Origin of the sequence: Bradyrhizobium sp. CB2312 (assembly GCF_029714425.1) — a bacterium.
Classification (GTDB): domain Bacteria; phylum Pseudomonadota; class Alphaproteobacteria; order Rhizobiales; family Xanthobacteraceae; genus Bradyrhizobium.
The window spans coordinates 6,441,414-6,465,412 of record NZ_CP121668.1 but is presented as its reverse complement, the minus strand read 5'-3'; the positions used below and the strand labels follow the sequence as shown (position 1 = coordinate 6,465,412).

At 65.2% G+C, this 23,999-nt stretch carries 22 protein-coding genes and 1 pseudogene; 12 read left to right on the top strand and 11 right to left on the bottom strand.

What is annotated here, in order from left to right; all coding sequences use genetic code 11:
* Positions 1-15: 15 nt before the first annotated feature.
* The gene (locus QA642_RS31685) at positions 16-426 is read right to left on the bottom strand and encodes a hypothetical protein (protein ID WP_283080373.1); all 411 of its coding nucleotides are present in this window, start codon (positions 424-426) and stop codon (positions 16-18) included.
* Between the two features lie 229 nt (positions 427-655).
* Positions 656-1,015 carry a hypothetical protein gene (locus QA642_RS31680; protein ID WP_283080372.1) on the bottom strand — a complete coding sequence of 120 codons (360 nt, stop codon included), beginning with the start codon at positions 1,013-1,015 and terminating at the stop codon, positions 656-658.
* Between the two features lie 248 nt (positions 1,016-1,263).
* Here QA642_RS31680 and QA642_RS31675 point away from each other — a divergent pair, with 248 nt between their 5' ends.
* From QA642_RS31675 to QA642_RS31630, 10 genes are all read left to right on the top strand, one after another.
* Entirely contained in the window at positions 1,264-2,049 is a 786-nt protein-coding gene (locus QA642_RS31675; RefSeq protein WP_283080371.1) for an alpha/beta hydrolase, read from the top strand.
* Between the two features lie 98 nt (positions 2,050-2,147).
* Positions 2,148-3,014, top strand: a complete 867-nt coding sequence (locus QA642_RS31670; RefSeq protein WP_283080370.1) for an MBL fold metallo-hydrolase — start codon at positions 2,148-2,150, stop codon at positions 3,012-3,014.
* Complete coding sequence (gene mdcA, locus QA642_RS31665; RefSeq protein ID WP_283080369.1) at positions 3,011-4,657, top strand: malonate decarboxylase subunit alpha; 1,647 nt, start codon at positions 3,011-3,013, stop codon at positions 4,655-4,657. Before QA642_RS31670 ends, mdcA begins: the two co-directional genes overlap by 4 nt.
* Positions 4,658-4,666: 9 nt before the next feature.
* Complete coding sequence (gene mdcC / locus QA642_RS31660) at positions 4,667-4,984, top strand: malonate decarboxylase acyl carrier protein (RefSeq protein WP_283080368.1); 318 nt, start codon at positions 4,667-4,669, stop codon at positions 4,982-4,984.
* The gene (locus QA642_RS31655; protein ID WP_283080367.1) at positions 4,981-5,919 is read left to right on the top strand and encodes a biotin-independent malonate decarboxylase subunit beta; all 939 of its coding nucleotides are present in this window, start codon (positions 4,981-4,983) and stop codon (positions 5,917-5,919) included. Before mdcC ends, QA642_RS31655 begins: the two co-directional genes overlap by 4 nt.
* On the top strand, positions 5,906-6,628 hold the full coding sequence (gene mdcE, locus QA642_RS31650) for a biotin-independent malonate decarboxylase subunit gamma (RefSeq protein ID WP_283080366.1): 723 nt from the start codon (positions 5,906-5,908) through the stop codon (positions 6,626-6,628). Before QA642_RS31655 ends, mdcE begins: the two co-directional genes overlap by 14 nt.
* A complete protein-coding gene (mdcG, locus tag QA642_RS31645; RefSeq protein ID WP_283080365.1) occupies positions 6,603-7,283 on the top strand; it encodes a malonate decarboxylase holo-[acyl-carrier-protein] synthase in 681 nt (226 codons plus the stop codon). The genes mdcE and mdcG overlap by 26 nt, the downstream gene beginning before the upstream one ends.
* Entirely contained in the window at positions 7,280-8,161 is an 882-nt protein-coding gene (gene mdcB / locus QA642_RS31640) for a triphosphoribosyl-dephospho-CoA synthase MdcB (RefSeq protein WP_283080364.1), read from the top strand. The genes mdcG and mdcB overlap by 4 nt, the downstream gene beginning before the upstream one ends.
* A complete protein-coding gene (locus QA642_RS31635) occupies positions 8,158-9,108 on the top strand; it encodes an AEC family transporter (protein WP_283080363.1) in 951 nt (316 codons plus the stop codon). The genes mdcB and QA642_RS31635 overlap by 4 nt, the downstream gene beginning before the upstream one ends.
* Before the next feature lie 9 nt (positions 9,109-9,117).
* The gene (locus QA642_RS31630) at positions 9,118-10,056 is read left to right on the top strand and encodes an acyltransferase domain-containing protein (RefSeq protein WP_283080362.1); all 939 of its coding nucleotides are present in this window, start codon (positions 9,118-9,120) and stop codon (positions 10,054-10,056) included.
* Positions 10,057-10,240: 184 nt separating this feature from the next.
* On the opposite strand, the pseudogene QA642_RS31625 reads toward QA642_RS31630, so the two are convergent.
* The 7 genes and pseudogenes from QA642_RS31625 to QA642_RS31595 form a co-directional block, all read right to left on the bottom strand.
* Positions 10,241-11,291, bottom strand: a pseudogene (locus QA642_RS31625) (AraC family transcriptional regulator).
* Between the two features lie 248 nt (positions 11,292-11,539).
* Positions 11,540-12,835: an HlyD family secretion protein gene (locus tag QA642_RS31620; RefSeq protein WP_283080361.1), complete on the bottom strand. Its 1,296-nt coding sequence runs from the start codon at positions 12,833-12,835 to the stop codon at positions 11,540-11,542.
* 12 nt (positions 12,836-12,847) lie between these two features.
* Complete coding sequence (locus QA642_RS31615; RefSeq protein ID WP_283080360.1) at positions 12,848-13,051, bottom strand: DUF1656 domain-containing protein; 204 nt, start codon at positions 13,049-13,051, stop codon at positions 12,848-12,850.
* Positions 13,048-14,907, bottom strand: coding sequence for an FUSC family protein (locus QA642_RS31610; RefSeq protein ID WP_283080359.1), 1,860 nt, complete (start codon positions 14,905-14,907; stop codon positions 13,048-13,050). The genes QA642_RS31615 and QA642_RS31610 overlap by 4 nt, the downstream gene beginning before the upstream one ends.
* Before the next feature lie 166 nt (positions 14,908-15,073).
* On the bottom strand, positions 15,074-15,457 hold the full coding sequence (locus QA642_RS31605; protein WP_283080358.1) for a response regulator: 384 nt from the start codon (positions 15,455-15,457) through the stop codon (positions 15,074-15,076).
* Positions 15,458-15,563: 106 nt separating this feature from the next.
* On the bottom strand, positions 15,564-16,235 hold the full coding sequence (locus QA642_RS31600) for a response regulator transcription factor (RefSeq protein ID WP_283080357.1): 672 nt from the start codon (positions 16,233-16,235) through the stop codon (positions 15,564-15,566).
* Entirely contained in the window at positions 16,232-18,109 is a 1,878-nt protein-coding gene (locus QA642_RS31595; protein WP_283080356.1) for a PAS domain-containing sensor histidine kinase, read from the bottom strand. The genes QA642_RS31600 and QA642_RS31595 overlap by 4 nt, the downstream gene beginning before the upstream one ends.
* A 453-nt stretch (positions 18,110-18,562) precedes the next feature.
* Here QA642_RS31595 and QA642_RS31590 point away from each other — a divergent pair, with 453 nt between their 5' ends.
* Positions 18,563-19,402 carry an AraC family transcriptional regulator gene (locus QA642_RS31590; protein ID WP_283080355.1) on the top strand — a complete coding sequence of 280 codons (840 nt, stop codon included), beginning with the start codon at positions 18,563-18,565 and terminating at the stop codon, positions 19,400-19,402.
* Positions 19,399-19,653: a hypothetical protein gene (locus QA642_RS31585; RefSeq protein ID WP_283080354.1), complete on the top strand. Its 255-nt coding sequence runs from the start codon at positions 19,399-19,401 to the stop codon at positions 19,651-19,653. The genes QA642_RS31590 and QA642_RS31585 overlap by 4 nt, the downstream gene beginning before the upstream one ends.
* A gap of 60 nt (positions 19,654-19,713) precedes the next feature.
* Here QA642_RS31585 and QA642_RS31580 read toward each other — a convergent pair whose 3' ends face one another.
* Complete coding sequence (locus tag QA642_RS31580) at positions 19,714-20,640, bottom strand: DNA-binding response regulator (RefSeq protein ID WP_283080353.1); 927 nt, start codon at positions 20,638-20,640, stop codon at positions 19,714-19,716.
* Positions 20,630-23,998 (bottom strand): ATP-binding protein, encoded by a 3,369-nt coding sequence (locus tag QA642_RS31575; protein WP_283080352.1) that lies wholly within the window; start codon positions 23,996-23,998, stop codon positions 20,630-20,632. Before QA642_RS31575 ends, QA642_RS31580 begins: the two co-directional genes overlap by 11 nt.
* Position 23,999 lies beyond the last annotated feature (1 nt).

Here is a 23,999-nt window from a genome sequence, read left to right as displayed (position 1 = left end):
TGCTCCTGGGTGATCTCAGGGATTGCTGGAGCCGTCGATTGGGAGCGTGCTGCCCGCGGACGTGGGGCCGGGCACCGGCACAAACGGACTTGTTCCTGCGCCGCCGAGCTCGGTGGACCCGAGCGGAATTCCGACGCGACCAATCGTGGATGTCGGGGCAGGCAGGGCGGATGGCGTCGTCGTGCCGCTCTGGCAGGCGAGCGACGAGCTTCCGGAGAGCCCGCCGCCATCGAACGGTGCGCCCGATGATCCGGTATTGCCTGAGACGGGGCAGTTCGTCATGCCCAGCGAAGGATTGATCGGGGACACGCCGGGCGTTGTGATTTCTGTGGAGCCCAGCGGAATGCCTTCAGGCCGCGTCGAGCCGAGGTTGAGCGGCGAAGTCGCGGACATGCCGACGGGGGGCTGCGTCGTCGGCAGCGTCATTTGCGCATTTGCCGCAGCCGGGATCAGCCATATCCAGCTAGCTGCGAGCGCCACGCGCAGATGCATCGATGCAGACCGGCGGTATCTGGATCTGTTCGATGAGAGCTGTTCTTGCATGGGCTTGCTCCGGAGTCTTTCACTTGCGCGGGACGATAGGAAGCGGCCGGCGCACTGGTATTCCCTGAACGCACGTCCGGCTGTCTGGCCGCACGGTCGGGTGGGATCTCCCTCATTGTGGCTGCTTCTGAAGCAGCAGCGTTGCCTCGGACAGCTCCCGGCGGCACCTCGCAATGTCCTTGGAACGGTCCGCGGCGCGCGCGCGATCGAGGGCATCGAGCGCGAGCCGAAGATGCGCTCCGCTCGCGCCTTCGGCCTCTGCCAGCGATCGTGGTGTCGGCTGATGACTGCGCAGCGCATTGAGACTTTCCGGGCCCCAACCATGTGCGCCGGCATTCTTCTCGATGGCCGCGTCCAACTGCGCCTGGACGCGCCAGATCGAATCCTTGCAGGGCGCCGCATGAACCGGGGATGCCGCTTCCAGCAGGATTATATTGATAGCTGCAATCCGGATGAGTGAATTCGATGTCATTGTCGATCCTCTCGGTGCTTGAACATCTGTCTCGAATGACAGAACCGATACACGCCGTCTTTCGCTTACGAACGCCTGCCGCTCCGCATGCGCAGGAGGTCGTGCCGTCAGAAAAAACCGGACGCGAGCGGGAAGAGCTGCGGCAAACACTTGCCGGCGTGCGAAGTGGCAACGGCCGTTGTTTGCCGAAATACGCAAGCGGGCGTCGAATCTAGTGTCGCGTCATTCCAACCCGGAGTGATCCCGACATGAAACACCTCAACGCAGGCCTCGCCTTCGCCGCCGCTCTCTCCCTGTTCGCGACCGTCGCCCCGGCTCGCGCGGAACCCCTGAAGAACATCGTCCTGGTGCACGGCGCCTGGGTGGATGCGTCGGGCTGGAAGCCCGTCTACGAGATCCTGACCAAGGACGGTTTCCGCGTGACGATGGTGCAGGAGCCCGAAACCACATTTGCCGACGACGTCACGGCAGCGAAGCGGATTCTCGATCTCCAGGACGGTCCGACGCTCCTCGTCGGCCACAGCTATGGCGGCTCGATCATCACCGAAGCCGGCGTCCATCCCAACGTCGTGGGTCTCGTCTACGTCGCCGCTCACGCGCCCGACGTCGGCGAGGACGAAGCGGCACTCGGCAAGAAGACGCCGAGCGTGCTCGGCAAGACCGAAGGCGTCATCAAGATCACACCCGACAAATTCACCTATCTCGATCCCGTGCAATTCCCGAAACTGTTCGCGCCCGATCTGCCGCGCGAGCGCGCCGAGTTCGCTGCGCGCTCCCAGGTTCTGGCCGCGACCCAGGTGTTCAGCACGCCGCTGACCGCGGCCGCGTGGAAGACCAAGCCGAGCTGGGGCATCGTTGCCGGCGGCGACCAGATCATCAATCCGGATCTCGAACGCTGGTACTACGAGCGCGCCAAGAGCCAGACCACCGTGATCCCCGGCGCCAGCCACTCCGTCTACGAGTCGCACCCGAAGGAAGTGGCGGCCGTGATTGCCCGCGCCGCGCGCAGCATCCAGCAGCCGGCCACGCGCTGACGACGTATTTTGCCGGTCCTGACGCACGGTCGGCAGAAGGAAGGACGGCGGGAGCGACAGCACTCCCGCCGGTCCGACTGCCCATCCCGGAGAATTCCATGAGCCCGATCGAGAATAGCAGCGCCGCCCTGAACTGGAGCGCGACGACGGTGAAGCGAGCCGGACTCAGTCGCGACTTGCCCTCGGGCAATCCGGACCTGATGTGGGTCGCGAACTCCTCAACCCTCATCTATGGCGAGCGAGACGCGGTGCTGGTCGATACGTTCCTCACCGCCGGTCAGTCGAAGACGCTGCTTGACTGGGTCGTGTCGCGCGGCCGCAATCTGACCGCGATCTACGTGACGCATGGCCACGGCGATCACTTCTTCGGGCTCGTGCCGCTGCTCGACCGCTTTCCGAATGCCAGAGCCGTGGCCGTTCCCGACGTCGTCGACGAGATGAAGACTCAGCTTTCGCCGACCTCGCTCGATGGTTTCTGGCGTAAGCGCTTTCCGGGCGAGATCGCAGAGCGCCTGGTCGCGGCCGAGCCGCTGGCGGGCGAGCTTATGCTGGAAGGACACAAGCTCGCCGTCATCGATATGGGCCGAACCGATACGGCGAGGTCCACCGCGCTGCATGTTCCATCTCTCGACCTGATCGTTGCGGGCGATACCATCTATAACGGCATCCATCCTTATCTTGCCGAAACCGATACTGCGAGCCGGCTGGAATGGATCGCCGCGCTCGACCGGCTCGAGGCACTGAAGCCGCGTTTCGTGATCGCCGGACATAAGAAGCCGGACAATGACGATCACCCGCGCAACATTGCGGAAACCCGGCAATATCTGCTCGATTTCAATCGCCTCGACGAAGCGACGGCATCGCCACGCGAGCTCTATGAGGCGATGCTGGAGCTCTATCCCGATCGCGCCAATCCCGGGTCGCTCTGGAGCGGAGCCAATGCCGCGAAGGAACAGAAGTCATGACGAGCTGGCAGAACAACCGCGCCGCGCGCGATGCGCGCATCGCGGCAGGCGTCGGGCTCGCGCGCGGCAAGCTCGTGGCGGCGCACGATGCCACGCGGCTGCTGGAGGCGGTGATCAAGCCGGGCGACCGGGTTTGCCTCGAGGGTGACAACCAGAAGCAGGCCGATCTGCTCAGCCGCGCGCTGCTCGCAGTCGATCTCGCGAAGGTCAACGATCTGCACATGGTGCAGTCCGGCGTCGTTCTTCCCGAGCATCTGGACCTGTTCGACCGCGGCGTCGCAAAGCGCCTCGATTATGCCTATTCCGGGCCGCAATCGGCGCGCATCGCCCGCATGCTCTTCGGCGGCAAGATCGAGCTTGGCGCGGTTCACACCTATCTCGAATTGTTCGCCCGCTACTTCATCGATTTGACGCCGCACGTCGCGTTGATCGCTGCCGTCAGCGCCGACCGCGAGGGCAATCTCTACACCGGTCCGAACACCGAGGACACGCCGACGGTGGTGGAGGCCACCGCCTTCAAGGACGGCATCGTGATCGCCCAGGTCAACGAGATCGTCGAGACGGTGCCGCGGGTCGACATCCCGGCGGATCGGGTCCACTTCATCGTCAAGTCCGACAAGCCCTTCTTCGTCGAGCCGCTGTTCACGCGCGATCCGGCCGCGATCACGGAGGGCCAGATCCTGACCGCGATGCTCGCGATCAAGGGCATCTATGCGCCTTATGGCGTGCAGCGGCTCAATCACGGCATCGGCTTCAGTACCGCCGCAATCGAGCTGCTGCTGCCGACTTTCGGTGAACGATTGGGACTGAAGGGCAGGATCGCAACCCAATTCGCTCTGAATCCGCATCCGGCGTTGATTCCCGCGATCGAGTCCGGCTGGGTGCGGCAGATCCACTCGTTCGGCTCGGAGGTCGGCATGGACGACTACATCCGCGCCCGATCCGACGTGTACTTCACCGGCCCTGACGGCTCGCTACGCTCCAATCGCGCCTTTTGCCAGACCGCCGGTCTCTATGCCTGCGACATGTTCATAGGCTCCACCTTGCAGATCGACCTGCAGGGGAATTCGTCGACCGTCACGACGTCCCGCATCGCCGGGTTCGGTGGCGCGCCGAACATGGGCGCAGATGCTCGTGGGCGGCGTCATCCGAGCGAGCCCTGGCTGAAGGCGGGAGTCGAGGCCGACCCCGACGGTGCGGCCCTGATGCGCCGCGGCCGCAAGCTGGTCGTGCAGATCGGCGAGACGTTCGGCGACAAGAACGTGCCGCTGTTCGTCGAGAAGCTCGACGCCATCGAGCTCGCGGAGAAGCTCAACCTCGAGCTCGCGCCGATCATGATTTATGGCGACGACGTCACGCATATCGTCACCGAGGAGGGCGTGGCGAACCTCTTGCTGTGCCGCACCGCACAGGAGCGCGAGCAGGCGATCCGCGGTGTCGCCGGCTACACCGACGTCGGCCGCCGACGGGACCACGGCATGGTCGTGCGACTGCGCGAGCGCGGGGTGATCCGCCGCCCGGAGGATCTCGGCATCAACCCGCTCGATGCGGATCGCAGCATGCTGGCGGCGCGCTCGATCAAGGATCTCGTGCGCTGGTCGGGTGGACTCTATGCGCCGCCGTCGAAATTCAGGAACTGGTGAGGACGGTCCATGGAAGATCTCAAGTTTCAGCACAGGGTTCGCGCACGGGCCGGCGGCACCAGGCAGAGCGCGATCGTCGGCGTGGTCGCCTCGGGCAATCTGGAAGTGCTGGTGGAGCGCGTCCTGCCGGATGCGGAATGCGCCCTCGACATCAAGACCGCGGCAATCGGCTTCGGTGAGGTGTGGACTGCCGTGATTGGCGATTTCGTCGAGCGCTATTCACCCGGCGGGCTGAGATTCTCGATCAATGACGGCGGCGCACGCCCCGATACGGTCTCGCTTCGGCTGGCGCAGGCGGTGCGATTGATCGCGGAGGACGACCAATGACCGCGCAGCTCAAGGACATCACCCCGGCCGAACGCGCCCGCAGCACCAGCTTCTACGAGGCGTCGGCCCGCACCCGGCTGGAACTGCTGCTCGATGCCGGCAGCTTCGCCGAGTTCATCGGACCGGAGCAGCGCGAGGTCAGTCCGCACTTGAAGATATTCGATCTTCCCGAGCAGTTCGACGATGGCATTATCGTCGGTCGCGGCCGCATTGACGGCTCGCCGGTGTTCGTCGCCGCGCAGGAGGGACGTTTCATGGGCGGCGCCTTTGGCGAGGTGCATGGCGCCAAGCTGACAGGGCTGCTCCGCGCGGCGTGCCAGATCGGCTCGATCCCCGTCCTGATCCTGTTCGATACCGGCGGCGTCCGGTTGCAGGAAGCCAATGCCGGTGAGCTCGCGATCGCCGAGATCATGCGGGCGGTGATCGAAGCGCGCGCCGCCGGCGTGAAGGTGATCGGCCTGATCGGCGGCAGGTCCGGATGCTATGGCGGCGGCGGCCTGATCGCAGGCTGCTGCTCGGCGCTCGCCGTTTCGGAGCAGGGGCGCATCGCGGTGTCGGGTCCCGAAGTGATTGAGACCAATCGCGGTGTCGAGGAGTTCGATTCCCGCGATCGCGCCCTGGTCTGGCGCACCATGGGCGGCAAGCACCGTCGGCTGCTCGGCGCCGCCGACGTCTTTGCCGACGACAATGTGCAGGATTTCCGCGAGGCCGCGCTGGAGCTACTGGGTCTGGTCGGTCCCTTCGACCTCGACAGCCTGAAGGCCGAGCAGGAGCGGCTTGCCGACCGGTTGCGCCGCTACGGCGCCTGCTCGGATGCCGTCGACGTCTGGACGGCGGAAGGCATCGCGCATGCCGAAACGGTTCCGGAGCTGCCGGCCGATCAGTTCATTGCGCTCGCCGACAGGATCGGGAGGACCAGCCGTGACGCTCGCTGACATTCTTGCCGCACTCTTCCCCGACGGACATCAGGTCAGGAACGACAAGGGCGTGCTGCTCGGTTCGGCGACGCTGCGATCCGGCGCAAGCATGCTCGTCCTCGGCGTCGCCGACCGGACCGCGCTGGGCGTCGACGAGGCGATCAGATTGTCCGGCCATGTGCTCAGGTCGATCGACCGCGACAGCGGTCCGATCCTGGTGCTCGTCGACAGCGACAGCCAGCGCATGAGCAAGCGCGACGAATTGCTCGGCCTGAACGAATTCCTCGCGCATCTGGCGAAGGTATTGATCCACGCGGACATGAACGGCCGCCCGACCATCGGCCTTCTCTACGGTCACTCGGCTGCGGGCGCGCTGCTTGCGACCGGACTTGCGACCCGCATGCTGGTGGGGCTTCCCGGCGCGGATCCTGCGGTGATGGACCTGCCGTCGATGGCGAAGGTCACCAAGCTGTCGATGGAAGCGCTGGAGGCGAAGGCGAAGTCGACGCCGGTGTTCGCTCCGGGCCTGTCCAATCTCGCGCAGATGGGCGCCGTCCACGCGACATGGAGCCATGGCACCTCGCTCGCCGATCAGCTGGAAGCGTTGCTGGCCGACATTCCCGCCGCGCGGGACGGGCGGGATGCGTTGGGCAAGGCGCGTGGTGGCCGGCTGAAGGCTGCCGATATTGCGGAGCGTGTTCGTGACCTCGCCCTGCAAGCACGTTGATCGACCCGCCGGTCGTCACGACCTCGTCTTCGTCCGCCCGGAAGGATGGCGCGCGCTGCTCGTTCCGCATGGCGATCTCGCGTGCGATCCCCTCGTATTGCACTGGGCGGAGTTGGGATGGCCGACAATCCGGCGGCGGGCGCTGCCATGCGAGGCAACCGGCCTCGCATTGGGGCTGCCCTTGCCTCCCTCTGCCGGCAAGAAGCGGCTCTCCCTTCTTGCCGGCCTCGACGACATCGTCGCGGTTGCGAGGCCGCCGTCGCTGAGGGAAGTGCGTGCATCCGCTCCGCAATGCTGGCGGCCGACGCTCGATGGGCTCGACGCGCTCGCACTTCGCCATTCGGTGCACGTGCGCGTGTTCGGCAGTCTCGCTTGGGAGGCGCTGACCGGGCTTGACTACGTAACCGCCCGCTCGGATCTCGACCTCCTGTTCGAGATTCGCCCCGAAAGCGATCTGGATCGTCTCGTCGCCGATCTGGCTGCGATCGAGATCGAAGCGCCGATGCGGTTCGATGGCGAACTGATGCGCGCCGATGGTGCCGCGGTGAACTGGCGCGAATTCCATGCCGGTGCGCACGAGCTTCTGGTCAAGAGCATCGAGGGTGTGACCCTGCTCGACAGGGACCTGTTCATTTCGGGAGCGGGGGGATCATGATCACCGCAGCCTTGCGAGGCGCTGAACCGCTTGCCCTGCGCCGGGCGCGAATTGGGTCCGATGTCTCCGCAATCGGCGATCTCGCGGCCGATTGCCTCCTCAAGGAACTGGATACCTGGCCGAAGCCAGGCCTCGTGAGCCATGTCGACAATGGCAGTCACGACGACATGGATGCCGGAACGTTCCGTCGTAGCGCCGCGGCGATCCGGCCTTACCTTCAGCGCCTCGCCGATGCGGGCGCGCTCGGCTGCGGCATGGGGCGGCTGCGGATCATCGGCCTGGAGGCGGAGCGGGCGATGCTAGCGGCGACCTCGGGTGTCAACACGCACCGTGGCGCGATCTTCGGGCTCGGCCTGCTCTGCGCGGCGGCCGGCGCAAAGGCTGGCGGGCTGGTCGATCCCGGGCTTCCACTCGGCGATGTCGTCGCGCGGCTGTGGGGCGACAGCATTTTCGACGGCCCGGTGCTGCTGCACAGCCACGGCAGCGCGGCTCGCCGCCGCTTTCGCGCCGGCGGCGCGCGCCTTGAAGCCGCGAGCGGATTCCCCAGTGTCTACCGGATCGGTTTGCCGGCCCTGCGGAGAGCGGCGCCGGTCGCGGCGGAAGACACGGAAGCCGCACGGGTCGAGGCGTGCTTCGCCCTGATCGCATCCGTCGAGGACACCAATCTTCTGCATCGCGGCGGGCTCGGCGGCCTTTGCTTTGCACGTGATGCAGCGCATCGCTTCATCGCTTCAGGCGGCGTCCGCGCGCCCGGCTGGCGCGCATGCGCGCAATCGATCCACGACAGCTTCGTCGCCCGCCGTCTCAGCCCGGGCGGGTCGGCCGACCTGCTTGCGATGACGCTCTTCGTCGATGCCCATGAGAGGCTGAGCTCATGACGTCGAACGTCATCCTGATGGCGCTGGTGCCGGTCTTCTTCGTGCTGCTGCTGGGGTTCGTTGCAGGCAAGGCCCGCATCGCCGACAACGGTCACGTCGAAGGTCTCAATGCGCTGGTGATGGATTTCGCCCTGCCGGCCTCGCTATTCGCCGCGACCGCATCGGCCCCGCGCGACCGGATCACCGACCAGGCTCCGGTCTTCCTCGTGTTCGGCCTGACAATGCTGATCATCTATCTCGCTTGGTACTGGTTCGAGCGCACCTTCTTCGTGGTGAGGAGGTCCGACGCTGCGGTGCAGGCCCTGACGGTCGGCTTTCCGAATCTTGCCGGCGTCGGTCTACCGATCCTGTCGACCGTGCTCGGGCCGGCTGGCGTCGTTCCGGTCGCCGTCGCGCTGGCAACCGGATCGGTCCTCGTCAGCCCCCTGACCCTCGTGATCGCCGAAATGAGCGCCAGCAAGACCCGCGGCGCCGATGCACCGGCGTCGCCGGTTCTCACGGCCATCCGGCGCGCGCTCGTCAAGCCGGTGGTGTGGGCACCCGCGCTCGGCGTGGTGCTCTCGTTGTTCGGCATGAATCTCAATCCCCTTGTCCATTCCTGTCTCACTCTGATCGGGAACGCGGCTGCAGGTGTCGCCTTGTTCCTGACCGGTCTCGTTCTGTCGGCCCAGTCGCTCCGCCTGGATTGGAGAGTGATTGCCGCAACGGGAGCGGCGGACGTCCTGCGTCCACTGCTGGCCGTCGCGATCGTCTACGGCTTTCACCTCGCACCCGATGTCGCGAAGACGGCAATTCTGCTCGCGGCATTGCCTTCGGGCTTCTTCGGGATTTTGTTTGCCGTCAATTACCGGCTGGATTCCGCGACGGTCGGCTCCATGGTCATCGCCAGCACCGCGTTCAGCGTCGTGACCCTGGCGATTGCGATCGCAGCGTTCTTTCCCCGTTAGGCCGAGATTATGTCGCTCGCGATTCTGTGCTCGGGACAAGGCAGGCAGCACCGGGAGATGTTCGCCCTCACCGGCGATGCGCCGGAAGCCGCGCACCTGTTTGCACACGCCGCGACATTGCTGGGCGGCAAGGATCCGCGCGATTTCGTCCGCACAGAGCCCGACGAGGCCCTGCATCGCAACCGCGCTGGCCAGATTCTGTGTACCCTGCAGGCGCTCGCCGCGGCAGCCGCGCTCGGCGATGCCATTCCACGCGGTGTGATCATTGCCGGTTACAGCGTCGGCGAGGTCGCGGCCTGGGGCGTTGGAGGCCTGTTCGACGCGATCCTCACGCTTGACCTCGTCGCGCGCCGCGCAGAGGTCATGGATGCGGCGACGCACGCTGGCGACAGGCTGATCTTCGTCCGCGGGCTATCGCGAGAGCAGGTCGCTCGTCTTTGCGAGCGCCATGGCGCAGCCATCGCCATCGTCAATCCGGGCGACGCCTTCGTCATCGGCGGCGGCCGCGAGGCGCTGGACAGGATTGCGGCAGACGCGCGGGCGATGCACGCTGCGAGGATCGTTGCGTTGCCGGTCGAGGTCGCCTCCCACACCCCGCGGCTCGCCGGAGCGTCCACCGTATTTCGTGAAGCCTTGGGTCGCGTGCCGGTGGCGTTTCCGCCCAGGACCGGCGGGCGCATTCTGAGCGGGATCGATGCCGCTCCGGTCGTCTCGCTCGAGAGCGGCCTCGACAAGCTTGCCGCGCAGATATCGCACACTGTGCAATGGGCCGATTGCCTGCAAGCCTGCGTCGAAGCCGGTGCGACAGGATTTCTCGAGCTCGGTCCGGGGCACGCGCTGAGCGCGATGGTCGCGGGCATCGACACCGGACTGCCGGCGCGCTCGCTGGATGATTTCAGAAGTCTGCAGGGCGTGCGCGCCTGGATCGCGCACCGACTCGGCGCCTAGAGCCGGCCGGTTTCGGATTGGTGATGCCGTCCATCTCGCTACGTGGTCGAAAAAAGGGGCCGTCCCTTGGGGAGGACGGCCCTAAAATGCTCGGATGCCCAGGGAGGAGGGAGGCTCGAGCGGTGACTTCGGGGTCTCAGTCACCTAACATGCACAACATCGCCGATCCCGCAGCAGAAGTATTTCACGAACCCCGGCTATTTCCCATTTCGCATGATTCACGCGAAGTCCGCGGGCAACACGTGAGACATCGTCTTCGATGTCGAGGCCGGATCAGCGGCGGAGAGCCTGGACGAAGCCGACGCGTTCCGGCTGGTGCATCGCCACCGCGCGGGAGTATCACCCGTGATCCGCTTGAAGACGGTCGAGAAATGCGCCTGCGTGCAGAAGCCGACGATCAGCGCCACCTCGGCCAACGTCGTATCGGTGTTCGATAACAGCGATTTCGCACGCTCGATGCGCTGATGCAGCAGATACTCGCGCGGCCGATATCCCGTCGCGGCGCGGAACTGGGCCGCGAAATGCATCCTGGACAGCCCCGCGACCTTGGCAAGCTCGGAGAGGCTGATGCAGTGGTCGAAGTGTGTCCCGACATATTCCTCGACGCGCCGCAGCCGCCATTTCGGCAAGGCATTGACTCTCGTGTGCGGCAGCTCACGCCGGGCGAGGTGCATGGCCAGCGTCTGGCCGATGCAGCGCGCGAATTCGCGGTCGGCCGAATGGCCGCGTTCGGTCAGCGCTTTCGCAAGCTGCTCGGCGAAGGGATCGCGAAGCAGGATGAGGTCATTGAGGCCCTCATGCGAGGTAGATCCTGCTCCGGGCCGCAGAGGCGGAAAATAACTGCTGGCGGAGACATGGAAGTGCAGGAAATCGCACGGTGCGTGGAACTGCGCGCTGAGCTGCTGCGATGGCGCGCCGATATACAGCGAGCCTGCCGGCATGACACCGTCGAAGATGGTGTGACGGCCTCTGGTCAGTTTGACGCGGGTCGTCCTCAAGGCGATCGCGAAGAAATATCGGTCGACAGGCGTCGTAGCCTCTTCGTGCCTTATGCCTGTCTGCACACAGGTCCAGCGCGAGATCGTGATGTCGTCAGGTGCAGTGCCGGTCCGTTGGCCGGGCTGACGCCATCTTCGTTCGAGGGGAAATGCGCGAGTGTCCCGCTGGGGATCAGAGTTGCGACGGTTCGGTTGATAGGTCGACCAGGCACCGGCCGCTTGCATATCGGTGAGCATTGTTTGTCCCGTCTCTTGGATTCGACTGCCGTCGTGGCGGCGGCCGAATGCAAATGGTCCATGCTCAACGATAGGTGCGATTTCACCGCGGGGCCCGTTAAGGATGCTTAAGCGGTATTAGATTTTGCAAATGCGAGAGGTGCGACCGCATGTCGCAAAAAGGTCAATTGAACCAATGGGATCAGATAGATGCATTTTGAGGTCGGATGTTGCCGCGGACAGCCTGTCGGCGAGGGTACACGTCTGATTCAGGGCCGGCGTGGCGAGGCGTCGATGCCGGGTGTGAGGCCCGGTGCGATCTTGTCTGCCGGCGGAACCGCTGGCTCGCGCGTATAGGGGAGCACGTCCACCTCGTGGCGCTGCTGTGATGCCGCCTGCAGGCAGTTCGGACGGGGCGGTAGCCCCGCGCCGAACACATCGGAGACGGGATCGACGAAGCTCGTGCGGAACCGCCCGAACCAGCTTTGGGCCCCCCTCGTTGGGGGCTGCCGGATCGTCACTGTCGCTGTCATGCCGGAGACGAGCGGGACATCCGGCGGAACCGCATCGATGGCGAGGCGAACCGGTACACGCTGCGCCAGCCGCACCCAGGTGTAGATCGGATCGACGTTGGGCAGGCCCTGCGTGCCCGTGGCGGCGTTCGACACGCTGATGCCGCGCGTCACGGTCGTCACATGTCCGAGTATCGGCCTGGGATAACCGACCAGTTGCGCTTCGGCACGATCGCCGATGCAGACCCGCGCCATCTTGGTTTCCTCGAAATAGCCGTCGATCCAGAAGCTGTTGGAATCGATGACGGAAACGTTGCTGACGCCGGTGACGGCATAGTCGCCCGCGCGCAGCAGGAGGTTGGTGACATAGCCGTCGACGGGACTAACCACGCTGGTGCGCTTCAGATTCAGCTCCGCCTGCGCGAGCTGGTGCGCCGCCGCCTCGTAGGCGGCTTTCGCCTGCGCCGCATTGCCCGCGAAGATCTGCTGCTCTTCGGGGGTCGTCGCAAGATCCGACAGATGCTGGCGCCGGTCGAACTCGGCCTGCTTCACGACGAGATCCGCGGCCCGCTGGTCCATTAGCGCCTTGTCGACGCGGACGGCCACCTCGAAGTCGAAGGGGTCGATCACGTAGAGGACGTCGCCCTTGTGGACGAACTGGTTGTCGGCCACGCGCAGCTCCACGATCTTGCCCGCGACCTGTGGCGCCACGTTGGCGACCTGGACACGAACGCTGCCGTTCCGCGTCCAGGGCGCGGTGACGTAGTGCTGCCAGGTCGCAACCGCGATCAGGACCGCGATCAGTGCGATGCCGAGGGTCGCAAGATGCCTGCCAGCAGCGCGGACGAAACGGATCACCGCTTTGCGCGGCAGCCTCGATGAGGACATGGCCTGTTCCTGCGGCCGGTCGTTCTCCGCAGCGCGATCGCGGGTATCTCGCGCCACGGTCTCCGGTATGCCCGGGCCGTCTGTGGTGTCGGCGGCATCGGCCTGGACTTCAACTGATTGTTCGCCGTGGCGCGCGGCGTTATCCCGGGGAAAGGCGGCGTCCATAACTCTTTCTCCCTAGAAGAACAGTGCGAGCAGGCCGAACATCGCGACGTAGAGACTGAGCTCGGCCAGCGAGGGGGTGCTGAACCAGCTTGCGAATCCGACGAAACGCAGCAGCGGGCGGAGCAGCAGGAACGCGAGCAACGCAACCGCCGCGTAGGAGACGATGGGGGCGATGAGCACGCCGCCGACGACGAGCTCCCGATAGGTGTTCGTCATGGCTGTTCGCCCTGGCTTGAAGATCGTGACCGTGCGAATGCGCTGCTCGCCGCAACCAGCATGGCGATGGCAGAGTTGGCGGACGGGTAGCTTCGCGCTGCCGCCTCGCGCAACGCCTCGGCAGAAGCGAGGATGGTGCCGCCGTCGCGCTGGACAAGAGCCACTCGTGCGTCCTGTGCTGCTCCGGCGAGGGGACCAGGTCGCAGCCGGTCCAGTTCGGCGCAGCAACGCCGCAAGGTCTCAGCCTGATCGAAATAGCGCATCGCGTTGGCCGTGATCTGATCATCGAGAGGCAAGGCGCCGTTTGCGGTCAGGATCTGTTCGATCCGAGCCGCGTCGCGAAACGCGGCTTCTTCCGGCGCGAGGTGTCGGGTTCGTCCGCGGTCGAGATGGTTCAGCTCGCGCCCGGCCTCTCCCAGCAGCAGCCGTACCCGCCGGTCGCCGGATAGGGGCGGCAGCAGCATTTGCGCGGCAAACACGAGCACCGCGGACAGGCAGGCAAAGAGACTGGTCACCAGGAATACCTCGGGGTCGTAGCTCTGCGGATTGGTCGGTGCGAGGACGGCGATCATGAACACCAGGACGAGTCGGCCGAGGGACGACAGCATCGGGTTCGGCAATGAGATCAGCAGCGCGAGGCCGATGACGACAGGCGCAAGACCGATCGCCAGCAATTGAAATTCGGACACGCCGTTGAAGATGAGATATTTCAGCATGCCTGCCAGCGCGCACGCGATCGGCATCGCCGTCACCGCCACCAGCGCGAAGATTCGTGGCGCGGGCGAGATCGAGCTGAGGCCGATGATCGCTGCGACGAGCGTGAGGCAGAGCTCGGTGCTCGGCCAGCCCGTCAGCACGAAGAAGAGCGCGATCAGCATGAACGAGATCGCGGCCCGTGCGGCGGTTTCTGCCGCGATGCGGCGCGAGCGGTAGAGCGGCGCGCGCCATGCATGATCCGGGCGTGTCCCTTCACGCAGGGCTTCGAGGCTGGTGCACACCTGCGCGTTCTTTCGGCTGATCTCGGCCTGGAGCCAGGATCGGGACGTCGCTATCAGCCCAGCTATATCATCCGGGGAAGCGGCGGGGAGCGCTGCGAGCATGCGGCCGAGCGAGAGCGCGCTGACGAGGTCGACCAGCGCGGAGCGCGCAGCTTCTGTCCTTGCCGTGCCGATGCTCGATTCCGTCACAAGGCTCGCGATCTCCGGACGCAGTGCCGCGATGTCATGCAGCAGGCTCGCGGCAGCCGTTGCGGAGACTGGCCTGGCCGCTTGCGCGAGATCCGTGACCCGGCCGTGCAACGCCTCGATGCGCCTTGCCAGCACCGGATGGTAGTTCGGAGCGGCCAGAACCTCGTTCACGAGCGCCACCGCTAGGACGCCGATGCCGATGGCGGCGCCGCGTGCGACGCCGGTCGGGAATACCTGCAACGGCGTGTCGATCTGTTGGATGGCGACGAGGGCGACGGTGATGCAGCAGAGTGCAGCCGCATAGGCGCGATTGCCGTCCAGCATCCCCGCGACATAGACGCAGAGCCCCACCCAGATACCGAGCACCGCGAGCAGGAGACCGTCGGTCTGGGAAAACATGCCCGCGATCGCGATGGACGCCACAACGCCGATGGCTGTTGCGACCAGCCGGTAACCCGCCTTCTCCAAGCCCTGGCCGCGTGTCGGCAGGGCAAGGACGGCCACGGTGAGGGCGGACGACGACGGCGAGTCCAGCTCGAGCCAGAAGCTGACGTAGAGCGCGAGGAGCATCGCCAGCCAAACGCGCAGCGCGAACGCCCAGGCGGTCGCGGGGAAGCCGGCGAAGACCAGTGGACGCGGCACGGCAGCACTGGCGGCGTTTACTGGCATCGTGCCTCATCCCTTTCGGCAGAGCGTGCCGCCCTGCCGATCTCGACAAAATCGAGACCGACTGTGAGGTTTGCCGCGCCCGCCGGTATTTCCGGTCCACCAACCCGCTTGCTGGAATGCACGGCCGGTTGGGAACGACGTTGCTATGCGAAGGGCGGATGAGGGATCAGGACGTTGCGCCGTGGCCTGCCAGCGCGTTCTCGAGACAGCGGATGATCTCATCACCGCTGGAAGGCTTGCCAAGGTAGCAATGCGCGCCGGCCGCCATCACGCGTTGACGCACGGCCTCGCTTGGAAACGCCGTCATGAAGATGATCGGGAAGCGGCGGCCGGAAGCTATCAATTGCGCCTGCAATTCGTCGCCGGCGATCATAGGCATCTGGACGTCGGCGATCATGCATGCCGGATCGTCTCCCGGCGCGTGCTGCAGGAAGTCGACGCCGGACTCGTAGGCAAGCGCCTCGTAGCCGAGCGAACGCACCAGGCTCGCGAGCGAAGCGCGAACGCCTTCGTCGTCGTCCACAATCGCAATCACGGGGTTTTTGGCCATTCGCGCACAATCCTGACCGCGGTGTTCCGCAAGGCAGGGAGGATATCTCCCGTTGCGCGGCCGATGACGCCTTATGCACCCGGGGGCGGGCCCGCCGAAATTATACTCAGGTTTGGTCCGTAGACCTGCGGGTTTGGGAAACCCCGAGCGCCTCGGCCTTGCGAACGAGGTCGGCCAGTGACCTAACCCCCATCTTGCGCATGACGTTCCCGCGATGGATCTTGACCGTGATCTCGCTGAGGCCGACCAGCGCGGCAACCTGCTTGTTCATCAACCCGGCGGTGACATGGCCCATCACCTCGCGCTCGCGCGCCGTCAGGGTCTCGTATTGGGCGCGGATGTCCTCCTTGGTCGCGGCCTCGGCCCGGTGCTGCGCATCGCGCTCGAGCGCCGCCGTCACGGCATCGAGCATGTCCTGGTCGCGGAACGGCTTGGAGAGGAAATCGACCGCGCCGGCCTTCATGGCGCGCACCGACATCGGAATGTCGCCATGCCCGGTCATGAAGATGATCGGATAGCTGATGCCCTGCCGGACCAGCTGTCCCTGCAGATCGAGCCCGCTGACGCCCGGAAGGCGGACGTCCAACACGATGCAGCCGGGGCAGTCGGGCAGCGAGCTGCCAAGCAGTTCGGCCGGCGAGCCGAACAGCCGGGTCTCGAGACCGACGGATCGGAACAGGCTATCGAGCGAGGCGCGGATGCCGGCATCGTCATCGACGATGATGACGATCGCGCTGGAGGGGGGTGCCGGCGGCTGGGCCTGGTTTGGTCGTGTCATGGCGAGGCGTGTTCTTGGCTGTATGGCAGTGTCAGGTGGAATGTCGCGCCCGAGCCCGGGGTGCTCGCCACCGACAAGCGGCCGCCGTGAGCTTCCACCGTCGTTCGGCAGATCGCAAGGCCCAAGCCCATTCCGCCATCCTTCGTCGTGAAGAAGGGATCGAACAGGCGTGGCAGGTCTTCAGGCTGGATGCCCGGGCCGCTGTCCTGCACCATGATCGCGAGCGTTTCGCCGTCCACGGTACCGGCGCGCAGGGTGATCGTGCGGGAACCGGGCCGGCCTGACATGGCCTGGCCGGCATTGATCAGAAGATTGACCAGGACCTGTTGCAGCTGGATCCGGTCGCCGCGAACCGGCGGCAGCTCCGGCTCCGTCTCGACAATGAGGGTGACGTCGTCCTTGGCGAGCTCGCGCGCGACCAGTGCCGTCGCCTCCGCGACGATCTCGCCGATTTGCAGCATGTCCTGCTGGCCCGGGGCCTTCTTCAGAAAGGTCCGGATGCGGGTCACGATCTCGCTGGCGCGGCGGCCCTGGGCAACAACATGGCCGATCGTCGTCGCAACCTCCTTGAGATCGGGAACGTCACGCCGCAGCCAGCGCAAGCCGGCCTCGCCGCTGGTGACGATCGCCGCCAGCGGCTGGTTCACCTCGTGCGCAATCGACGCGCTGAGCTCGCCGAGGGTGGCAACGCGCGCAGCGTGGGCGAGCTCGGCCTGCGCCGCGAGCAGCGCGTCCTGCGCCTGCTTGCGCTCGGTGATGTCGACGACGAAGACGAGCACGTCATGATCGTCGTCGGATCGAGGCGAAAAGGTGATCGTGAACAGCACGGGGACCTTGCGTCCGTCGAGACGTACGAGCTCGGTCTCGCCTTCGTGGAACCGCTCTCCTTGCGCGAATGCGATCAGCGCATCGAGGAAGCTGCGATCGTTCTCACCCAGCAGCTTGTCCATGTTCTCGATGAAGACCGCAGCGCTGCTTGCCCCCGCCATCTTCTGCAGGGCCGGATTGACGTCCGTTATTCTGGCAAGCCGGCGGGCATTCCTGACGAAATCGGGATGTCGTGCCAGATAGTCGCGCAGGTCCGCGCCGCGCGCCGGCAGCGAATCGAGCGCAGCCCGCAGTCCGCTCCAGTCTTCCTCGACGACGCCGATCCGGCTTGCGTCGAACATCCGGCGGTATCGCTGCTCGCTCTGCACCAGCGCGCTATGCGCCGCCACGCGGTCCGTGACGTCAGTATGCGTTTCGAGCACCCCGACGGGTTTGCCGAGATGGTCGTGCTGCAGGGCCCATCGCGCATCGACGGTGAGCACGGCGCCGGCCTTCGTCCGTTGCACCACCCTGCCTTCCCATCGTCCGGTATCGAGCAGGCTGGCCTCAATGGTTTCCCGCCGGTCGGGATAGCTGGTCCGCAGCAGCCTGTCGGCGAGTTGGCCAAGCGCCTCCTCAGTCGACCAGCCGTAGGTCTCTTCTGCGGTCCTGTTCCAGAACGTGATCACGCCGCCGCGATCCCTGACGAAGATCATGTCATGCGAGAGATTGAGCAGGCGCGCTTGCGCCGCAAGACGCGTTGTCGCCGCGTGATTCTGCAAGACCAGCAGTGTCGTGATCCCGATTGCCGCGAGGCTCACCAGCGCGCGCAGGGCAGGCGAGGCGATCGTCTGCAGATCGTGCGAGGTCAGATAACCGATTACGGTCAGGGCAATGCAGCCGGCTGCGGCGACGATGATGTCATTGCGCCGGTTCGTCCTCGCCGCAAGCAGGATCGCGACCACATAGAGAACCGCGACTGCGCCCTCGAGCGGCGTCAGCACGTCGACCATGAAGACCGCGAAGGCGAGGACGGCGGACCAGAACCGCAAGCCGGCGCGGCTCATGGAGGAACCCGTGGGCCGATCAAGCTTCGTCATCGTTGCAGGCGGTTTTTCTTCTCATCGCAGCCGCGTTGATGCCGCGATTTCATCGCGTCCACAATATCCGGCCGGGTGATTTTCGTGCCCTCATGGAAGACCTCGTGGGAAGTTGAATCCGCGCCGGTTCCGACAGGAAGATTCCCGGGCAGAACAAGGCTTTTCGGGGATCTCGCCGATCACGGGCGCGTCAAACTACCGCAGGTGCGCAGGGTCACCGTGCTCGAAGGCCTGTCGGTGCAGACGAGGCGTTCGGACCGCGTTGCGATCATACCTAGGTATGACGCGGTTAACCCGAGACCTTATCCATGCACCCGCGCGTAGGATGGAGCGCGCCGACCGCCGAACTACTCTGCTCCCATCGCATTCGGCCAAGCCTGCCAGGTATTGCCGCTGCGAACTGGGACAAGGAGTTCGACGATGTCGCTGCAGATGTCATACCCGCAAAACGTCAAGGATCATGTCGCCGCCGCAATCGACGTCTCGCAGTTGCAGTCACCGAGACGATCGCCGCGCTCCGGCGAGGAAGCGATGACGCTCTCCCTCGTGCATCTGGATGTCGCGCTTGCCATCGAGCCGCCTGCTCCGGACGTGCGAGGATCTGCCGGCGGCGAGCCGAGCTTTCGGGTGTCCGCGAAACGTCTCGCGTGCGCGTCGGCTGAGGCCGATCGCGAGACGGGTGCCGGGGAGGTCACGGACCCGGTGATGCGGCGTCTCTCGGATGCCCTCGCGGCCACCAAAGCCATGCACCATCCCCATTCCGCCATCCTTGTCGACGCGTTGCATTTGGCGATGCTGACCTGCAAGGCCAGCCGGCGGACGGTGGTCGGACGAGGCCAGTCCGAGTCGGCCGAGGGCGACTGCGAACGGCAGGCTTGCCGGACGGTGCGGTCGCTGCAGAAATGGCGCCTCAAGCGCGTCACGCAGTATATCGACGACAACCTGGATGCTAAGGTCACCTTGCAGCATCTGGCCGCGGTGGCCGGACTGAGCCGGATGCATTTTGCCGCGCAGTTCCGGGCAGCGGTCGGCATGCGGCCGCACGACTATCTACTGAAGAGGCGGATCGAGCGAGCCCAGGAATTGCTGCAGCGGGCCGACGTCTCGCTCGTCGACATCGCCTTGACCGTCGGGTTCCAGACCCAGGCTCATTTCACGACGGTGTTCAAGCGCTTCGTCGGTGATACGCCATATCAATGGAGGAGCGCCCATCTCGCGCAATTTATGCCGATGCCGCGCATCGAGGCGAGGCCGTCATGAACAGTGTCGGTATTCAAGCCCTGGTGCTTCCGCTCCTCGGCATTCACTCGGCGCTGGCGCACCACGAGATCATGGGATTGTTCGAGATCGCTCGCGGTCTCGGCGCCTCCTATCGTTTCGCATCCTCGGCGCCCGAGTCGGGTGCCGTCTACGGACGCTTCACCCTAAACGTCTGCAGGATCATTGTCGGAGGCGCCGCGCATTATACGTCGATGGGACGGTCGATCGACGAAACGGTCCCCCAAACGTAGCGTCGGCCGCGATTTCGCATTCGGCGCAGTTCCTGCGAACGCCGGCCTCAGCCGCCTGTCTTATTTCAAGTCTTTGGCTTTGACGGCGATCGCGGCCGCCGCTGTGCGATTCTCGACGCCGAGCTTGGAATAGATTTGCTCAAGGTGCTTGTCGACGGTACGCGGGCTGAGGCCCAAGATTTGGGCTATGTCCCGGTTGGTCTTTCCTTTGGACAGCCAGGACAGCACTTCCCCTTCGCGCGTGGTAAGGCCTAGCTCTCTTGAAAACTCCACCGGCGTATCGGCGCCGGAATCCTTGGCGAGGCGAAGCAGGAATTCGTTCGGACCGAGCTTGCCCATATATTGCAACCGCAATTGCTCGTTGCCGGGGAGGGCAGGCATGGTCGTGGTCTTCGCCGCGGATTTGCCCTTCTGGACCTGGTCGAGCCATTGCGGCATCGGGTCGGGCAGCACGAACTCGTCGATGGGGTCGTCGGCCAGCGTATCCGCAAGAAGCCTCTGGGCCTGTGGCGTCGCCCATAACAACCTGCCCTTGCTGTTGACCGCGAGCAGATAGCGGCCGGAGACATCGAGGGCGGCGCGCGCGCTCTGGGTCATCCGGGCATTGGCGAGGTGGACGCGGATCCGCGCCAGCATCTCCTCGATAACGATCGGCTTCGTCACATAGTCGACCCCGCCCGCTTCCAGCCCGCGCACGATGTGCTCGGTCTCGGCAAGGCCCGTCATGAAGATGATCGGTACGCCGTCGAGGCCGGCATCACGCTTCAGCCGCTTGCAGGTCTCAAACCCGTCCATGCCGGGCATCACCGCATCGAGCAGCACGATGTCGGGCGTGATCTGGTCGACGATCCGCATCGCGGATACGCCATCGAGCGCGACCATCACGGTCATGCCGGCGCCGTCGAGCGCGTCGGTCAGGAGCCGCAGCGTCTCGGGAGAGTCGTCGACGACGAGGGCGACGTCGCGTTTTCTGGGGTCAGTGATCATAGCTGTGCAAGGTTTTCAGCGTCGCCATGTATTGGTCGAGATCGAAGCGGTCGAGCAGTGCGCGCATATGGGTGACGAAGTCGGCGTGCACCGGCAGCTCGGTGCCGATTTCGTCGAGCTTGAGCTGGATCGCCCGGACATAGCCAAGCCGGCCGAGGTCGATCAGCTCCTCGACATATTTCACCGGGGGCCGCGAGCCGCTCTCCGGCTTCCATAGCGGCACCGGCACCTGGTCAGCCTCGTACTGCCATTCGAGCTTGAGCAATTGGCGGATGGTTTCCAGCAGCCGCGGGATGTCGATCGGCTTCATCAGATAGCCGTCATGGAATGGCTGCGCCAACGGCGCGCCATGCGCTTCGAGTGCGCTCGCCGACACCATCAGGATGCGCGCGGTGTGATGGCCGCCTGCTCGCAAGGTCTCTGCCACCGTCCAGCCGTCCATGCCGGCCATGGAGATGTCGAGCAGGAACAGGTCCGGCCGGCAGTGCTGCGCAAGTGCCAGGCAGCCTGGACCGTCGGGGGCGCTGAGCAGGATGAAGCCGAGCGGCGCCAGCACCTCGCGCAGGAGATCGCGATGAGTCGGGTCGTCATCGGTGATCAGGATCGTCTTGCGCGGGCCGAGATAGCCGTAGATCGGCGCCTCCACCGGTGCATCACGCCGGGGATTGGTGACCTCGGAGAGCAGGAGTTTCACGCGGAAGGTCGCGCCGGCGCCGACCGTGCTCGTCACCTTGATGTCGCCGCCCATGACGCCCGCAAGCAGGCGGCTGATGGTGAGGCCGAGGCCGGTACCGGTCTGGGGCTGCGCCACGCCGAGCGCGCCGCGCTCGAAGGGGGCGAAGATGCGTTCGAGATCGTTCGGCTGGATACCGGGGCCCGTATCAACGACCTCGAACTCGGCGACCGGGCTGCGATAATGCACGACGAACTTGACGCTGCCGGTCTGCGTGAACTTGATTGCGTTCGACAGCAGGTTGATCAGGATCTGACGCAGCCGCTTTTCGTCCGCATAGACCACGACCGGCAGCACAGCCGGCCGCTTGAATACGAAGTCGATGCCTTTGGCGGCAGCCTGCAGGCGGAACATGCCGACGAGCTGATCGAGAAAATCGTTGAGGCGGACCTCGTCGCGGGAGAGATAGAGCCGTCCGGCCTCGATCTTGGAGATGTCGAGAATGCCGTCGATCAATCCCGACAGATGATCCGCGCTGCGGCGGACCACGCGCACCTGATCGCGCGGCCGCGTCTGCAAGCTGCTGTCTTGCTCAAGGAGCTGCGCATAGCCGGAGATCGCGTTCAGCGGCGAGCGGAGCTCATGGCTCAGTCCAACCACATAGCGGCTCTTGGCGAGGTTGGCGGACTCCGCAACCTCCTTGGCGCGCTGCAACTCGGCGTCGGTGCGCTTGTGCGCGTCGATTTCCTGGATCAAGAGCGCGGTCTGCCGCCGCGTCTCTTCCTCCGCCGCGCGACGGCTCTGCTGCGCCAGCACGAACAGCCAGGCGACAACGCCGATGATGATGATCAGCGCGAAGAACACCTTCCATAACACGTCAGCCAGCAGCGCATCGGCGTGCACGGTCGCCGAGGTTTGCAGATAGATCAGTCCGAGCACGAGCCCGACGAGGCCGGCCGAGACGGCGAACACGCATATATACTGGCCGAACTGCGAGTTGATCCTGGTATGGATGGCCTCGGGCAACATCCTGCCGAGCGCCTCTGACACCTGCGCGCCGGCCCGCGCGTGCGGCTTGCAGAGATCATGGCAGCGGGCGTCGAGCGAGCAGCAGAGCGAGCAGATCGGTCCGGCGTAGGCGGGGCAGGAGGCCATGTCCTCCGGCTCGAACGAATGCTCGCAGATGCAGCACTGGATCGCCTCGACATTCTGCCAGCTTCGCTTCGGCTTGCGGGCGATATAGTACTTGCCGTCGGTGGCCCACGCGATTAGCGGCGCCGCGATGAAGGCCGCAGCGAGCGCGACGAAGGCCGACAGCGCCTTCGCGGTCGGGCCGAACAGGCCATAGAACGCGCTGATCGAAACAATGGTCGCGATGGTCATGGCGCCGACGCCGACCGGGTTGATGTCGTAGAGATGTGCGCGCTTAAACTCGATCTGCGGCGGGCGCAAGCCGAGCGGCTTGTTGATCACGAGATCGGCGACCAGCGCGCCAACCCAGGCGATCGCGACGTTGGAGTAGAGCGCCAGCGTCTGCTCCAGCGCTTTGTAGACGCCGATCTCCATCAACAGCAGCGCCACCATCACGTTGAACACCAGCCAGACCACACGGCCGGGATGGCTGTGGGTCAGCCGCGAGAAGAAGTTCGACCAGGCGATCGAGCCGGCATAGGCGTTGGTGACGTTGATCTTGACTTGCGACAGGATCACGAAAGTGCCGGTCAGCGCCAGCGCCAGATCCGGCTGCGACAGCACATATCGAAACGCCTCGAGATACATGTTGGCCGGCTCGGCAGCCTGTTCGAGCGCGACGCCATGGCTCAGCGCGAAATAGGCCAGGAAGGAGCCGACCAGCAGTTTGAGCGCGCCGAAAACGATCCAACCGGGACCGGCACTGAGCAGGGCGATCCACCATGAGGTCTTGGAGGTGCGGCGGTCGCGCGGCAGGAAGCGCAGGAAGTCGACCTGCTCGCCGATCTGCGCCACCAGCGAGAACACGACCGACGCCGCGGTGCCGAACAGCAGCAGATCGAGATGTCCGTTCGGATCGCCATGCTCGCCGGCGAATCTCCGCCACTCCGTAAACGAATGTGGATTCGCCCAGGCGATCGCCAGGAAGGGGAGGAGATGAAGGACGACCCATAGTGGCTGCGTCCATAGCTGGAAGCGGCTGATCAGGGTGATGCCGTAGGTCACCAGCGGGATGATGACGATGGCGCTGATGAGATAACCGAGCGGTCGCGGAATGCCAAAGCACATGTCCAGCGCCGCTGCCAGAATGACCGCCTCGAAGGCGAAGAAGATAAAGGTGAACGAGGCGTAGATCAGCGAAGTGATCGTCGAGCCGATATAGCCGAAGCCGGCGCCGCGGGTCAGCAGGTCGATATCGATGCCGCATTTGGCGGCATAATAGGCAATCGGCAGCCCGCACAGGAAGATGATGACGCTGACGACCAGGATCGCTGCGGTTGCGTTGCTGGCGCCGTAATTCAGCGTGATGGTGCCGCCGATGGCTTCAAGCGCGAGGAAGGAGATTGCGCCAAGCGCAGTGTTGGCGACGCGGGCGGCGGACCAGCGCCGCGCGCTCTTGGCGGTGAAGCGCAGCGCGTAGTCTTCCAGCGTCTGGTTGGCAACCCATTGGTTGTACTGGCGCCTGACGCGGTCTATTCGCTGCCGCCCTGCCACT

Excerpts from the sequence above, each read along its gene's own strand:
- QA642_RS31685 (WP_283080373.1), bottom strand. The coding sequence starts at position 426 with ATGACGCTGCCGACGACGCAGCCCCCCGTCGGCATGTCCGCGACTTCG.
- QA642_RS31680 (WP_283080372.1), bottom strand. The coding sequence starts at position 1,015 with ATGACATCGAATTCACTCATCCGGATTGCAGCTATCAATATAATCCTG.
- QA642_RS31675 (WP_283080371.1), top strand. The coding sequence starts at position 1,264 with ATGAAACACCTCAACGCAGGCCTCGCCTTCGCCGCCGCTCTCTCCCTG.
- QA642_RS31670 (WP_283080370.1), top strand. The coding sequence starts at position 2,148 with ATGAGCCCGATCGAGAATAGCAGCGCCGCCCTGAACTGGAGCGCGACG.
- mdcA (WP_283080369.1), top strand. The coding sequence starts at position 3,011 with ATGACGAGCTGGCAGAACAACCGCGCCGCGCGCGATGCGCGCATCGCG.
- mdcC (WP_283080368.1), top strand. The coding sequence starts at position 4,667 with ATGGAAGATCTCAAGTTTCAGCACAGGGTTCGCGCACGGGCCGGCGGC.
- QA642_RS31655 (WP_283080367.1), top strand. The coding sequence starts at position 4,981 with ATGACCGCGCAGCTCAAGGACATCACCCCGGCCGAACGCGCCCGCAGC.
- mdcB (WP_283080364.1), top strand. The coding sequence starts at position 7,280 with ATGATCACCGCAGCCTTGCGAGGCGCTGAACCGCTTGCCCTGCGCCGG.
- QA642_RS31635 (WP_283080363.1), top strand. The coding sequence starts at position 8,158 with ATGACGTCGAACGTCATCCTGATGGCGCTGGTGCCGGTCTTCTTCGTG.
- QA642_RS31630 (WP_283080362.1), top strand. The coding sequence starts at position 9,118 with ATGTCGCTCGCGATTCTGTGCTCGGGACAAGGCAGGCAGCACCGGGAG.
- QA642_RS31620 (WP_283080361.1), bottom strand. The coding sequence starts at position 12,835 with ATGGACGCCGCCTTTCCCCGGGATAACGCCGCGCGCCACGGCGAACAA.
- QA642_RS31615 (WP_283080360.1), bottom strand. The coding sequence starts at position 13,051 with ATGACGAACACCTATCGGGAGCTCGTCGTCGGCGGCGTGCTCATCGCC.
- QA642_RS31610 (WP_283080359.1), bottom strand. The coding sequence starts at position 14,907 with ATGCCAGTAAACGCCGCCAGTGCTGCCGTGCCGCGTCCACTGGTCTTC.
- QA642_RS31605 (WP_283080358.1), bottom strand. The coding sequence starts at position 15,457 with ATGGCCAAAAACCCCGTGATTGCGATTGTGGACGACGACGAAGGCGTT.
- QA642_RS31600 (WP_283080357.1), bottom strand. The coding sequence starts at position 16,235 with ATGACACGACCAAACCAGGCCCAGCCGCCGGCACCCCCCTCCAGCGCG.
- QA642_RS31595 (WP_283080356.1), bottom strand. The coding sequence starts at position 18,109 with ATGAGCCGCGCCGGCTTGCGGTTCTGGTCCGCCGTCCTCGCCTTCGCG.
- QA642_RS31590 (WP_283080355.1), top strand. The coding sequence starts at position 18,563 with ATGTCGCTGCAGATGTCATACCCGCAAAACGTCAAGGATCATGTCGCC.
- QA642_RS31585 (WP_283080354.1), top strand. The coding sequence starts at position 19,399 with ATGAACAGTGTCGGTATTCAAGCCCTGGTGCTTCCGCTCCTCGGCATT.
- QA642_RS31580 (WP_283080353.1), bottom strand. The coding sequence starts at position 20,640 with ATGATCACTGACCCCAGAAAACGCGACGTCGCCCTCGTCGTCGACGAC.